This window comes from Chroococcidiopsis sp. CCALA 051 (assembly GCF_003015105.1).
Classification (GTDB): domain Bacteria; phylum Cyanobacteriota; class Cyanobacteriia; order Cyanobacteriales; family Chroococcidiopsidaceae; genus Chroococcidiopsis; species Chroococcidiopsis thermalis.
In genome coordinates this window covers 42,767-55,794 of sequence record NZ_PYCI01000028.1, presented here as the reverse complement: position 1 = coordinate 55,794, position 13,028 = coordinate 42,767, and the positions used below count along the sequence as shown (strand labels likewise).

The 13,028-nt window shown below is 44.4% G+C and carries 11 protein-coding genes and 2 pseudogenes; 3 read left to right on the top strand and 10 right to left on the bottom strand.

What is annotated here, in order from left to right:
• Nucleotides 1–42: 42 nt before the first annotated feature.
• Nucleotides 43–516, bottom strand: coding sequence for a hypothetical protein (locus C7Y66_RS09355; RefSeq protein ID WP_106545364.1), 474 nt, complete (start codon nucleotides 514–516; stop codon nucleotides 43–45).
• 514 nt (nucleotides 517–1,030) lie between these two features.
• Here C7Y66_RS09355 and C7Y66_RS09350 point away from each other — a divergent pair.
• Together C7Y66_RS09350 and C7Y66_RS09345 are read left to right on the top strand one after the other, a co-directional pair.
• Nucleotides 1,031–1,948: a sterol desaturase family protein gene (locus C7Y66_RS09350; protein WP_106545363.1), complete on the top strand. Its 918-nt coding sequence runs from the start codon at nucleotides 1,031–1,033 to the stop codon at nucleotides 1,946–1,948.
• Between the two features lie 47 nt (nucleotides 1,949–1,995).
• Nucleotides 1,996–2,505, top strand: a complete 510-nt coding sequence (locus C7Y66_RS09345; RefSeq protein WP_106545362.1) for a DUF6653 family protein — start codon at nucleotides 1,996–1,998, stop codon at nucleotides 2,503–2,505.
• Between the two features lie 166 nt (nucleotides 2,506–2,671).
• Here C7Y66_RS09345 and C7Y66_RS09340 read toward each other — a convergent pair.
• The 3 genes and pseudogenes from C7Y66_RS09340 to C7Y66_RS09330 all read right to left on the bottom strand — a co-directional run.
• Nucleotides 2,672–3,856, bottom strand: a pseudogene (locus tag C7Y66_RS09340) (cation:proton antiporter); the annotation flags it as partial.
• 595 nt (nucleotides 3,857–4,451) lie between these two features.
• A pseudogene (locus C7Y66_RS32360) lies at nucleotides 4,452–4,598 on the bottom strand (YhjD/YihY/BrkB family envelope integrity protein); the annotation flags it as partial.
• A 92-nt stretch (nucleotides 4,599–4,690) separates the two neighbouring features.
• Complete coding sequence (locus C7Y66_RS09330) at nucleotides 4,691–5,524, bottom strand: M48 family metallopeptidase (protein WP_106545360.1); 834 nt, start codon at nucleotides 5,522–5,524, stop codon at nucleotides 4,691–4,693.
• Nucleotides 5,525–6,352: 828 nt separating this feature from the next.
• On the opposite strand from C7Y66_RS09330, the gene C7Y66_RS09325 reads away from it, so the two are divergent.
• A complete protein-coding gene (locus tag C7Y66_RS09325; RefSeq protein ID WP_106545359.1) occupies nucleotides 6,353–7,060 on the top strand; it encodes a general stress protein in 708 nt (235 codons plus the stop codon).
• 70 nt (nucleotides 7,061–7,130) lie between these two features.
• On the opposite strand, the gene C7Y66_RS09320 is transcribed toward C7Y66_RS09325, so the two are convergent.
• The 6 genes from C7Y66_RS09320 to C7Y66_RS09295 form a co-directional block, all read right to left on the bottom strand.
• Entirely contained in the window at nucleotides 7,131–7,583 is a 453-nt protein-coding gene (locus tag C7Y66_RS09320) for a DUF305 domain-containing protein (protein WP_106545358.1), read from the bottom strand.
• A gap of 63 nt (nucleotides 7,584–7,646) precedes the next feature.
• Entirely contained in the window at nucleotides 7,647–9,746 is a 2,100-nt protein-coding gene (locus C7Y66_RS09315) for a heavy metal translocating P-type ATPase (RefSeq protein WP_106545357.1), read from the bottom strand.
• Between the two features lie 92 nt (nucleotides 9,747–9,838).
• Complete coding sequence (locus C7Y66_RS09310) at nucleotides 9,839–10,171, bottom strand: four-helix bundle copper-binding protein (protein ID WP_106545356.1); 333 nt, start codon at nucleotides 10,169–10,171, stop codon at nucleotides 9,839–9,841.
• A 292-nt stretch (nucleotides 10,172–10,463) separates the two neighbouring features.
• Nucleotides 10,464–11,324: a hypothetical protein gene (locus C7Y66_RS09305; RefSeq protein ID WP_015155807.1), complete on the bottom strand. Its 861-nt coding sequence runs from the start codon at nucleotides 11,322–11,324 to the stop codon at nucleotides 10,464–10,466.
• 128 nt (nucleotides 11,325–11,452) lie between these two features.
• Nucleotides 11,453–12,106 (bottom strand): hypothetical protein, encoded by a 654-nt coding sequence (locus C7Y66_RS09300; RefSeq protein WP_106545355.1) that lies wholly within the window; start codon nucleotides 12,104–12,106, stop codon nucleotides 11,453–11,455.
• Nucleotides 12,107–12,210: 104 nt separating this feature from the next.
• A complete protein-coding gene (locus C7Y66_RS09295) occupies nucleotides 12,211–12,657 on the bottom strand; it encodes a PRC-barrel domain-containing protein (RefSeq protein ID WP_106545354.1) in 447 nt (148 codons plus the stop codon).
• Nucleotides 12,658–13,028 lie beyond the last annotated feature (371 nt).

Sequence of the window (13,028 nt, the reverse complement as noted above, 5' to 3'; positions counted from 1 at the left end):
TTTGTTCTAAAAGGCACTCTATCGGTTCGATGGCTTTTCTGTCTACTGCCAAGCGCCAAAAACTGTCCGAAGTATTGCGTAGGTAATATTTTGATTAAAACCAATATGCCTACCGTACACGCGATATTTGTAAACTCTGGCATTGGTTCGCGGTGCAGTATACACGTCGTCCATTGCAATTCGCAAAGTGGTGCGCGGGGGAATCGGTCGTTCAAAATTAATTCTAATTCCTCCGCCTATTTGAGACACGTCTGTATTAATGACGCGCTCGTATCGATCTGTAACGAGAATATTACCTTGAGTAAGCTCGACAACATTGGACATTGGCATAATTTCTAAGTAGGACAAAGGCTGGTAAGCTCCAGTATTCAAAGTAATGAAGTGGGTGTTACCTACTGCCCTGCTGCTGAGAATTTGAGGATAGCTAAACTGAACAGACCGAATTTGTTGTGCTGCCACAGGTGGAGCTGTTGCAGAGACGATCGCCAGACTCAATAACCCAATTGAATATTTCATAAAAATTTTCCTCCATACTAATAACTTTTCACTTGGCATTCAACCTTATGCCAATGGGGGCGGAGCAGATTTTGCTCTGAGTTTATTTCTCAGTCCAACCTGCCCCTATCGCTGAGATGATTACTGAACTGTAATTCGAGCTAAACCGTAAGGGATTTGTAAAGAGTCATGCGATCTATCCAAACTCCTCAACATCAACTGTCCACCAAATTAAATTGGCTATAGTTAGAAGATAGACAGAGATAGTGGAAAACTTGTGGAAAAAGTACGAACTCTACCTGAAGAGCGATCGCGATCGAATTAATAAAATCGCAACAAGATCTAAATTAGATTGCTATGCGAGCAAAATCTAATTTTTTAGCTGTAATCGCAAGCTAGTGTAGAAGTGTTTTCAGCAAGAAGGTGACAAAACTTTTTCAGAAAACATCCTTCTTAAGACTGAAGTGAGAGTTTAACTATAGAATATAAATTGAATTGGCATCCCCAGAGAAATTGAGCCAAAAGGCTAACGATAATGTCTTACATTCCAATCGTGACAGCCGGAGTATTTTTATTGCTTTTGCTGTTAGAAAGAATCGACCCCCTGCGCCAAGCTAAAAACTGGTGGATAGGACGCTTAGCCATCAACTTCTGCGTGACTGCCCTAGCCTTTGGCGTAAATGCAACTATGGTGCAACCTGCTGCCTCATTCATGTTGCAGTGGACGCAGCATCAGACTTTTGGACTAATTCATCTTGTGGAACTACCTGTATGGGTGCAAGGGGCGATCGCTTTTTTACTGATGGATTTAACTTTCTACTATTGGCATCGCGCTACCCATAGATTCCCCTTGCTGTGGCGGTTTCACAACGTCCACCACATCGATCCAGACTTGGACGTTTCCACGGGATTTCGCTTTCACTTTATTGAAATTGCCTTCTCTACTGGGTTTCGGGTGCTTCAAGTTGCTTTAATTGGAGTATCTGCCGGAGTTTATGCGATCTACGAGTTGGTCTTCCAAGTTAATACACTCTTTCACCACAGCAATGTTAAGTTACCCCTATGGTTGGAACGCTGGCTGAACTTGGTATTAGTGACACCGCGAATGCACGGCATCCATCACTCTCAGGTACAGCAGGAAACCAACTCTAACTATTCTGTTGTTTTTCCTTGGTGGGATAGATTGCATCGCACTTTGCGTTTAAATGTGCCACACTCAGAAATTACCATTGGTATTCCCGCTTATTCTGACTCCCAGGACAACAAAATACAGCATCTTTTCCTGGTGCCCTTCCAGCAGCAGCGCGACTACTGGCACAGTGCGGATGGAACCACTGTAGAGCGTAATCCAGCCGTTTTGGGAGAAGATATGACTCGGATGGTGGATAACGAGGATGTATCCGTGCAACAGCGCGATCGCGCCTGTAAATTACAGCTAAAATCCCAAAGGTAGAACGGAAACAATAAACTAATAGTCAAGGGTAGCAAGGAGATCTTCCCATGACTCTTGAAAGAAAAATTGCCGCAGCCTTTAACATGAGCGAAGACGCTTGGGCGCGTCACGCTAACCCTTGGAGTGTATGGACGCGGGTGACTACTGCACTACCACTTTTCATCTTGGCAGTTTGGAGTCGCGTTTGGCTGGGTTGGTTGTCGCTGATTCCGGTTGCCATAGCAGTTGTTTGGATTTGGTTAAATCCACGCATCTTTCCCAAACCGCGCTCAACTAATAATTGGGCTTCAAAAGGCGTTCTCGGCGAGCGAGTTTGGTTGAACCGCGATAAAATTCCCGTACCACAGCATCATCGTCACGTACCCAACATTCTCACTAGTGTTTCTGCCTTGGGTATGGTTTTTGCAATCTGGGGTTTGGTTGTTCTCCATATTTGGTCTACTCTATTGGGAACTGCCCTGATTTACCTCGGTAAACTATGGTTTGTCGATCGCATGGTTTGGCTGTACCAAGACATGAAAGATGCAAATCCAGAGTATCGGAGCTGGGTGTATTGAGCTGATGTAATGCGAATAATTGTTGTGAATTAATATAATTCGCGATCGCATCATAAAATTATGAATCCACTGACTCAGAAGCAAGACCAAGTTTTTCTCTGTTTTCTGGCGTTTCTACTTCTTCGCTAACCGATTGCGATCGCCCTTCATCCACCTGACTGATGCGGAGATTAAGCAGACTGGCAACCCAACGAGCTGTTAGTCCTTGACAAAAAACTGTCATCATAATCGTCAAAAATACTAAAGCTTTAATCGAATCGCCGCCATTGATGCCTTGCTTCGTCAGCGCCACCGCAAACAAAGAAGCTAAAGAAGCAGCCACAATTCCACGCGGAGCAATCCAACATAAAAATAACTGCTGTCGCCAGTTGAAACCTTGATTCCAAGTTGAAACCAATATATTTATCGGACGTACCACAAACATTAATACTAGAACAGTGAGGACGCTTCCCCAACCTAGAGCGAAAACACTGGCGATCGATAAATCTGCTGCTAGCAAGATAAATAAAACCGAATTAGCTAAAATACTCAACTGCTCGTTAAAGTGACGCAGCAATGGCTCAGAGGGGAGGTAAGCAGCGCGTAAAACTATACCCATGACAACGACAACCACCAGACCCGATTCGCCGCGTATTACCTGTGCCAGACTAAACAAGCCCCAAACGCTAGCTAAAACAACCAAATTTTTCAACTCTTGCGACAGAAAGCTGTCCTGCCTAAGAATCAGGCTAAGCAACCAGCCTCCAACTGCTCCAATTGCTGCACCTATGCCTAAACGGACGAGCAGACTCTCAATTGAGACGAACAACTCCACGTTTCCACTTAAAACTAAATGAAGTACGATCGCTGCTAAAATTGCACCAATCGGATCGATAAAAACGCCTTCCCCTTCCAAAAGTGTCGATACCTGTCGATCTACACCTACCTGTTTGAGCAGTGGTTGAATGACCGTCGGACCCGTGACAACTACCAACGAGGCATAAAGAAAAGCAATTGACCAGGGAAATTCGCTCAGCCAGCGAGCGGCGATCGCGCCACCGATTAAGGTAATTAGCACCCCTATAGTCACGAGATTACGCAGGCTACTAGAAACTTTTTTTAACTGTCGTAGCTGTAGATTTAATCCACCCTCAAATAAAATTAGCGCCACTAACATCGAAACGAGTACTTCCAGACCATCACCCAATAGCGATGGATGTAAAAAACCAAAACCGTCCGATCCCAGAAGAATCCCAAATAAGAGTAGGAAGACAATGCTGGGAATTTGAAGATAGCTAGCTAATACTTGAGCAAAGATACCACCAACAACAGTTTCACTCAGCAAAACAGTAGTTTTTAAGGATTCTTCCATAGAAATTTGTATTATTTACAAACAGTTAGCAGTGCGATCGCATATCGTAAAAATAATTTATAACCTATGAATTAACTGTATTTGACTTATCTACTTTATTGTTTGAACAGAGCTTTAACTTTTTTAAATACCAAGTTATATTATAGACAAAGTTATGTCAGGACAAGTTTAAATATCAGTTTCGATCTTCTGAAAATTCCGAAGCTTTAGTAAATACTTGCGCGTTGCTATGGCATTAGTTTTGATATTCACACCTATCTAAAGACTGAAGTTTTTTAACAACAAATAAACCGTTCGTTGTTAAAGGAATTGAAAATTTTTCTAATAGAGTAAAAAACGAAAATTTCTAAAAATTAGAGCGATTGGTAAATTAATCGATCGCTATAGCATCTCTCTTTTTAAGGACGAGCGATTCCTTCGGGATTATAGCAGAAGGCAGACGGCTCCAGGGCAGACGGCAGAAGGAAAAACTTTGCAAGGCAAAGGGTAAAAGCTGCATTAATGTCCTGACCTTTAATTCGAGTGCTATGAGTAGTAACAAATCAAAGGAAACATTTGCATATGAATTTCGGTTTAAACATTAAAATTGCTGCCACTACTTAGACTGGTAACGCTGAGTATAAACTTGTGTAAATTCTGCTCCCAATAAGAGTATTTGAGCTGAAAAAAAGACCCAAATTAATACGATAACTAAAGAACTTGCTGCTCCATAGCTAGAGCCAATGGTGCTATTACTCAGATATTACCTCGGAAATTTATAGACTGCTACACTTATGCAAGCGGATGAAAGTTGTGATTTTTTCTATCTGAAGTAAGAGTCAAAATATGGCACTACTAGTTCAAGGGTTGGGTTTGTGCTTGATAGTAAGATTCATTTAAACCTTGACCGCGATTTGCTTGTTGGGAATCGATAATTTTTTCCAGTCTGGCAATGCGATCGCCTGTTGCTGGGTGAGTACTCAAAAATGTGGGAACCGATCGCTGGCTGCGTAATTTTTCGAGAAAGTTAATCATCGCCACTTGAGCGTAACCAGCTTTTCCTAAAGTCTGAACGCCTCTTGCGTCAGCTTGGAACTCATCTGAGCGACTGTTGGGACGGCGCAAAGCCAGTTCTACACCTAATTGCACCGCCGTACTTTCATCTAGTCCAGCCGCAGAAGCTAGACCGCGTGCGATCGCAGTTTCTCGCATCTGTTCGATTAAATGACGTTCGGTAATGTGACCGATTTCGTGTGCCAATACACCCGCTAGTTGGGCTTCGTTATCTGCGGCTTTGAGCAAGCCTGTGGTGACGTAAACGTAACCGCCAGCAGTCGCAAAGGCATTGATACTGTCATCCTTGACAACTTGAAATGTATAGGGAATGTCAGGGCGAGTGCTGTTTTTTGCCAACCGCTGACCGATGCGATCGACATAATTGTTGACCCGCACATTATTATAAAGTTGAAACTGTTCGCCAATTAACTGTTGATTAATCTGCTTGCCTAGTTGAACTTCCTCTTTATCGGAAACATTGTAAAGTTGATACACTTGAGCGCCGCGAAGCAGTAATTCCCACAAAGGAGCAGCTGGCGCGCTTTGAGGCGCACCAACAACTACACCAATTGTGACTGAAGACGTAATTAACGGATAAAACCAAGGGCGATGGGAACGAGGAATGTTAGACATAATTCGATGAGTGCTTGAGCGATCGCACTCCAGCTTGAGAAACAAGATTAATTCCAGCTTGAACTAAAAAAGTGGAAAAGTTGGGGAGAACGCTAATCTTCCTGGGCTAGAGTTCTACATAAAAATCTATTTAAATAACATTCAAAACGCCAAAGCGCATCATGGCTAGATAAACGAGATAAACCCCACCCAGAGCTACCACTTCCCAAAGCTGAAAACTGTATTTCTCCGATACTAATGTCGCTCTTGGGATTCGAGTTCGGGCATTTTACTATGAAATAAATCACAGCCAAATCCCGCTCAAGTGGAGAAGTAGAATCGAAATCAAGCGAAACTTCACTTGTACTTATACCTTATTTTTTCCTGATTGAATTTATCGATCGAACTAACTGTATGCTTTCAGATTTTTTGTTACGTATCGTGTCACAGAAAAGTGTTGCCTGAGCCTATCCCTCTCTTTTGGTAGACTCAAGCTAAACCTATGGACTGATGTAGATTTTGGCTCTAGCAAAGAGACTAGTAATAACGCGATCGGCTGCTAGTCCAGCAAAAAAAGGCTGCTGCCTAGTCTGAGCAGTTTGCAAACCTAAAGCCTAGACTGGTCAAAGAAGGATAGTCTTGACCAAGAGACTGCAAGCAAAGACAAATTGTGAGTAGCGATATTTAAACTTTAACTACTCAGATTGACAAAATTTTTAAGAATGCAAAACTTGCAGAGCCTTATCTATTTGTAGCAGAAGAATATGCTAAGGCTGTTATTTGAAGGTCTTAGGTTTATCCTAGTGTGGCGATCGCGTAGATGGATTTATTTGAGTATTAGGAGGAAAAATGGCAACTCAACAATACAAACGTGCAGTTGGGGTATTTCGCAGCCGTAGAGAAGCTGAAAACGCACTGAACGCATTAAGAGATTCAGGTTTTTCGACAGATCGAATATCCGTGTTGGCTAAAGATGCAAACCGCAACGAAGAGATTGCAGGTATTGACGTACAAGACCGCAACCAAATGAAAGATCGCGGTGATAATGAAGCTCCAGAAGGTGCTGGTATTGGTGCTGTAGCTGGTACTGCTCTAGGTGGCGTTGGTGGTTTATTAGTAGGTTTGGAAGCTTTAATCATTCCAGGCGTAGGTCCATTTCTGGCAGCTGGTACTGTAGCGACTACCTTAGCTGGTGCTGGCATTGGTGCAGCAGCAGGTGCGATTGTTGGTGCGCTGACCGGATTGGGAATTCCCGAAGAGGACGCTAAAGCTTACGACAAGCGCGTGTCTCAAGGTGATTACTTAGTGATGATCGAAGGTACGCCCTCAGAGATCGATCGCGCTGGTTCGCTGTTAAGAGATCGCGGTGTCGAAGAGTGGAACGTATACAATATGTCTGACGGCGATCGCGCCCAGATGAATACATCTGCTGCACCGATGGATCGGCAAACAGCAACATATCAAGACGAGACTGTAAGCGATCGCTCCTCAATAGATATCGACAAAGACGATCGCCCCGAAGTCGAGATCGTTGATAAGCGAGAAGAAATTCGCTAATTAGCGATCTAAACCCAAGCAATTCGCGGTGTGGTTTTTCAACTACACTGCTTTCTCTATTTCAATGCTCCTACTGCATCAGCTCTTTCATGATTCGGATCTCCCGCTTCTGGGTTGCGACGATTTCTCCGCACAGCTGCTCGATGCGTTGGTCTGTAATTGCAGCCTGCTGGCACACGAGAATTGCCGCAGCATGATGGGGAATCATCGAACGCAAAAACTGCTGGTTTCCCACTCCTGCTTGCGTGCGGACAAGCATCCAGAATAGCCCGATCGCCGCTGTCCCCACAACAAGAAGCACGACGTTCAGCCGCTTGTTTTGATACATCGATCCCATCACTGTGAGCATGATAATCGACATCGGCGCTACCATCAGTCCTGCCATATATACCTGGTTGAGACTGAAAAACAGATTGCTCCACACATTAACCCGCGAAAGCATGATAATCGCCATGACAACATAAGAGATCGACAGCGCGATTAGCAAGCGGAGATAAGGTTTGATGTCAGCTCTAGATTTCATTTTGAGTTTTCCTAGTTAGGCAGGAGAGTTGGTAGAGATCGTTTTTCAGCAGCCAAATATCTATTAAGCCAACTTTGCGCGGCGCAACAGTACGGCATTAATTGCCACAATTACCGTAGAAAGACTCATCAATAACGCACCTACGGCAGGAGATAACAGAATCCCCCAAGCATATGCAACTCCAGCAGCAAGCGGAATCGCAATGACGTTGTATCCGGTTGCCCAAAATAGATTTTGAATCATCTTGCTATAAGTCTTCTGCGCCAAATTTAAAGCTTTGACGGCATCGAGCGGATCGTCTTCAATTAAGACTAAATCTGCCGATTCAATTGCTACATTTGTTCCCGCACCGATCGCAATGCCGATATTTGCTTCTAAAAGAGCAGCAGCATCGTTGATCCCATCCCCCACAAATGCAGTTGCTCCTTCTCGTTTTAACTGGCTGATAATTTTGACTTTATCTTCTGGTAAAACGCGGGCGGAATAGCGATCGATACCTAAATCTTGAGCCACTGTTTTCGCCACAGCTTCCGCATCACCTGTAATCATCACGACTTGAATATCCTTGGCGTGTAACTGATTTACAGCTTCCCGCGCCCGTTCTCTGACTCGATCTGCCATTGAGATGACAGCAATAGCTTGGCGATCGTCCATTAAAACTATTGCACTCTCACCCCGCTCGTCTGCCTTTGCTAATCCCGTTTGCAAAGATGCAGAAATGGGCAATTTTTGCTCCGATACCCATTCCGGTCGCCCAATTCTGTAGATTTGACCGCGAATCTTGCCCTCAACTCCCCTACCCGTCACTGTTTTAAAGTCAGACATCTGCGGTAAATCCAGCCTTTGTTGTTGGGCGGCTGTGACTACGGCTTTGGCTAAGGGATGCTCGGAAGGAGTTTCTAAGGCAGCCGCGATCGCCAATGCTGTCATCTCATCTAGGCGCTCGACGTAAACCCTTTGCACGCCAAACCGACCTTCAGTAAGGGTTCCAGTCTTATCAAATGCCATTGTTTTGATATCTTTTGCCCGTTCCAAGGCATCGCGATTGCGTACCAAGATACCGTTTTTGGCGGCTAGACCTGTAGAATTGGCAATCACTAGGGGAATTGCCAACCCCAAAGCGTGAGGACAGGTAATTACGAGTACGGTGACGCTGCGATTGATGGCAAATAGCAAATCGCTCAGCCACAGCCAAACGACAAACGTAATCGTACCAGCGGCGATCGCGATTAACGTCAACCAATATGCCGTGCGATCGGCTAACACTTGATAGCGACTTCTCGAGCCTTGCGCTTCCTCCACCAAACGCATAATTTGATTAATCGTGGTTTCGCCGCCAATACGGGTGACTTTAACTTGCACCGAACCCTCGCCATTGACAGAACCAGCGACGACTTCATCCCCTTGTTGCTTGGCAACGGGACGAGACTCCCCTGTAAGAAATGACTCGTCTACGCTCGTATCTCCCTCAATCACCACGCCGTCATTGGGAATCTGTTCCCCTGGACGAATCAGGATGATATCTTCTACAGCAATTTCACTCACAGGCACATCTTCGATTTTGCTGCCTTGCAATCGATGTGCTTGAGTTGGCACGAGTTCGGCTAAATTCTCTAAGGCGCGGCTGGCTCCTGCTACAGAAGCCATTTCGATCCAGTGTCCCAGCAACATAATGTCTACTAATGTTGCCAGTTCCCAGTAAAAGGGCATCCCAGGCAAACCGAAGGAAACGGCAATGCTGTAAACAAAAGCTACAGTAATCGCCAGCGCAATCAGCGTCATCATGCCGATTTTGCCGTGCAGTTCGCTCCAGGCTCCGCGCAGGAATACCCAGCCACCATAAAAGTAGATGATAATACCGAGAATAGGGCTAATCCAGTTGGAACCAGGGAAAGCGATCGCTTCGTATCCCAGCCACTCTTGCAGTTGTGTGGAGAAATAAAGGATAGGGATAGTCAGGGCTAAGCAGATAAAGAACCGTCGCTTAAAAATTGCCGGATCGTGATGTCCGGCGTGTCCCCCATGTCCAGAATGTCCGGCGTGTCCGTGATGGGGGGTATCTGCATGTTGCTGGTGTTGGTGATGCGCGTGATGTCCGTCGCGATGTTCGTCGTGATGCGATCGCTCTTGGTGCTGCGCCCGTTCCCTACCATCTCCTGTCATCTAGCTGACCCCACTTATAATTGCTAACTCGTAATTCGTAATTAAGGAGCAACGATCGCGAATTACGAATTACGAATTACGAATTCATTGAATTATGCTCTTGCTGTGGCAATACCTGAAATTTTTCGATATTCTTCTACTGCATTGCGGCAAGCTTTAGCACAGTTCTGGCAGTGTGGTTCGTCGTGCTGTTCGCATTCGTTGGCACAGGCTTCGCAGATATCTATGCAGGCACGAACTACATTTGGAATGAAGCGAGAACTGCGACTCATGTAACCCGCGATCGTCCAACAGATTTGAGCGCAGTCGCGGCACAGACGAGCGCATTCTGGCATGGAACCCAAACACTCATCGGCGCAATGTTCGCACTCATAAGCGCAGTGAATCGCAGCATCAATACTGGTTTGATATTGTTGATGAGGCATAAAATCCTCCCGTTCAAATGCTTACTTTGTCAGTCTATAAATTGAAAAAAATTTATATCTCTGTCTTGTGAGGTAATCACAATTTCTCTCAAATGAAAGACAACCATTTCATCTGATTTTCATTGTTGTATGCTGCGATCGCTATTTGCCTAATTTGCTACACTCTAACTTTGTTTCTTGTTTTCTGAGTGTATAAAAATCTAAATACATAAACAACGTAGAGATACACCCTTGTATTATCTACGCTGTTTCGATCGGTCGATTTAGTAACAGCCGCCTGTCTCAAGTTAATTTATTTAGCTGCTCTGGGAATTGCTGACGGGTACACAGATTGAACGACAAGTACGGGCTTTTGGCTATATTCTGCTTCTAGCTGCCTGACAAAACCCTCGTCCCAATTGAAATCGTATTCTCTTTCGAGGTCAGCGACGACCAAGGGACGCAGTACACCTGTTACAGCAACCGTCTGATCTTCTTTAACCGCTGTGTTTGCTGTATTGCCTGTTTTAGGATTTGCCACTAATACTAGTAAGTCGGTAGCACCAAACAGTTGGTCTTCGTCCAGAGTAAAAGTAGTTGGACTGAGTATTTCCTCAACTTCACCCGTTACAGCCAGCGTTCTGCCGTAGTACTGTTTTGGATTTGAAGTAATTTCCCCTGGTTCGGGTGCAGGAGCGATCGACTGAGCAATAATTGCTGGTTTGCCCTCGTAGTCTACATATAAGTTCGGCTCCAAGTCCAGAAAATCGTAGTCTCGATTGACATCAGCCACGACAAATTGACGCACCTCGCCCGTGACTTGAACTTCTGTATTGTCAGTAGGTAGAGCTAAGGGCTGTCCTGAAGCATTAACAACTAGAATTGTTTCGTTGCCAAAAAATTCCTCGTCGCTAATTGTGAAGGTGTTGTTACCAACTTTTCTCACGGGTTCGCTTCTTACCGTTACAGTCTTACCGATGAGTTGCTTTGTGTTGTCGGTCACTTCCTCTGTAGTGACGTTTCCAGTTGGAGATGTAGGAGCATTTGTTGTTGCAGTCTCTCCTGTGGGAGCTGCTGGTCTATTTGTCTCTAATTGATTCGTGCAAGCGGGAAGAACGATCGCGGCTAGTGCTAAGGCGATCGCGCTTTTAGTATTCCAGATCTTATTTAACATTGAGAAAATCTCCTTACTCCTCTTAGTTAAGTCAAAAGTTAAAACTCATAAGTCAAAATGTTTAGATACAGTTTTGACTGGTGCTAGATAATTTTGGGTACGAATTATCTAGTCTTTGTGGAAGCGAATTAGTTCAAGAAAACTTGACCATCTTTTTGAATTCTCAGAACACCCTGGTTGCGATCGCGAGGGTTCGCATCTTCATCCAACGCTACCTCTAAGACTCCATCCTGAGATGCAGACATGGGCATAACTTGCACGAAACCATCATCCTGACGTGTAAAAGTCACGGTTACAGGCACGGGTAATCGTAAAACAGTTTCTTCTCCACCTTGCAGAACTCGGCGTTGTGTATGCCCAACTGCTTCATAGGTGACGATCGCGTTTGTATTGTTCTTCACTCTCACCTCTACATTGCCGTCCATCGACATGATTTTAGCAACTGCCTGGGAGCGGTTTTCTGGTAGAGGCGGTGTTACAGGCGGGTTCGTTCGATCGCGCATTCTGGGGGTGTAGTAAGGATCTGCTGACCTAGCACTAGGACGGGTAACTTCAGGCGTACCTTGTCCTTGCACGATTCTAGTTGCAGCATTAGGCGGACAGCCTTCGGGAGCCAGACGTGTACTATTGAAAGGTTCTTCGTAGTAGATTTTCGGGCAAGGATTGAGTACTTGAGATCCCTGTGCCGATGCCACTAGAGGAATTGCTGGTATACCAATTAGTAAGCCACCAAAGACTGTTCCTACTATTTTTTTTGGTTGACTTCTATTTTTTTTAAGCATCTGTAACTCCGATTTTAAGTTTTTTGGGTTTTTTGATTTTATTTATTGGCAATCTGCATTAGCTAAAAGAAGCGATCGCCTTTGCTTCTTTTTCACAAAACAACTCATGACGGCTCGTTTAAAGTTGCTGTAGTATTGAGTACCATCGGATCGATTGGTGCGATCGGTGCTGGTTGGATTGAAGGAGTATTATTTGCAGGACGATAATCATTGCTAACACGAGTTTCATAATCGCGATCGAGTTTCAATTCGTTGTTAAACTCAGGGAGATTCTCTGCTTGTTCTCTTGTTAATCCTTCAACGTCCACTCTGCTTTCTATCGCACTAACTCGCGCTGTTTCTATTGGGAGGAAAACTTCTTTCCCAAAAATCCAAAAGCCAAGATCGACAATCAGATACCGGAATTTTCCCGTGTCTTCATCAACTAAAATATCTTTGACCGTGCCAACTTTTTCGTCTTCATTTGCATATACAGTAAATCCAATAACAGCACAATCTCTCATTCTGTTTATCATCTGTGGATAGATATCTTTCAGTTTTAGTAAAGCCATTTTTTCAACTAACGTTGCCGTTTGGGCGATCGAATAGACTGCACGTATGCATAACTACCAGCCTCCTTCAAGTGAGAGAGCCTGCCAGAAAGACGATTGTTTGCAATTAGAGTTGATTGTCCTAGGAAGTCAAGAGAAAAAGTTGAGCGCCCAACTAGGGGTGTAAGTTCAATTGTTTGAACTGGTGTAGAATTCAACCGTTTTGATTGAACCTATTTTTAGGTTAGATTCAAAAAGTGGAAAACTGGTGGAGAAATTAGGTTTCTCCACCAGTTACTACTTTAGATAGACTTTAACTAAACCAATTGGAGTAATTGACAAGAGGGAGTAGGGATAGGGGAGCAGGGAGCAGAGTTGTACAAAAAATGCGC

Excerpts from the sequence above, each read along its gene's own strand:
- C7Y66_RS09300 (WP_106545355.1), bottom strand. The coding sequence starts at position 12,106 with ATGCTTAAAAAAAATAGAAGTCAACCAAAAAAAATAGTAGGAACAGTC.
- C7Y66_RS09310 (WP_106545356.1), bottom strand. The coding sequence starts at position 10,171 with ATGCCTCATCAACAATATCAAACCAGTATTGATGCTGCGATTCACTGC.
- C7Y66_RS09320 (WP_106545358.1), bottom strand. The coding sequence starts at position 7,583 with ATGAAATCTAGAGCTGACATCAAACCTTATCTCCGCTTGCTAATCGCG.
- C7Y66_RS09305 (WP_015155807.1), bottom strand. The coding sequence starts at position 11,324 with ATGTTAAATAAGATCTGGAATACTAAAAGCGCGATCGCCTTAGCACTA.
- C7Y66_RS09355 (WP_106545364.1), bottom strand. The coding sequence starts at position 516 with ATGAAATATTCAATTGGGTTATTGAGTCTGGCGATCGTCTCTGCAACA.
- C7Y66_RS09330 (WP_106545360.1), bottom strand. The coding sequence starts at position 5,524 with ATGTCTAACATTCCTCGTTCCCATCGCCCTTGGTTTTATCCGTTAATT.
- C7Y66_RS09350 (WP_106545363.1), top strand. The coding sequence starts at position 1,031 with ATGTCTTACATTCCAATCGTGACAGCCGGAGTATTTTTATTGCTTTTG.
- C7Y66_RS09315 (WP_106545357.1), bottom strand. The coding sequence starts at position 9,746 with ATGACAGGAGATGGTAGGGAACGGGCGCAGCACCAAGAGCGATCGCAT.
- C7Y66_RS09295 (WP_106545354.1), bottom strand. The coding sequence starts at position 12,657 with ATGGCTTTACTAAAACTGAAAGATATCTATCCACAGATGATAAACAGA.
- C7Y66_RS09325 (WP_106545359.1), top strand. The coding sequence starts at position 6,353 with ATGGCAACTCAACAATACAAACGTGCAGTTGGGGTATTTCGCAGCCGT.
- C7Y66_RS09345 (WP_106545362.1), top strand. The coding sequence starts at position 1,996 with ATGACTCTTGAAAGAAAAATTGCCGCAGCCTTTAACATGAGCGAAGAC.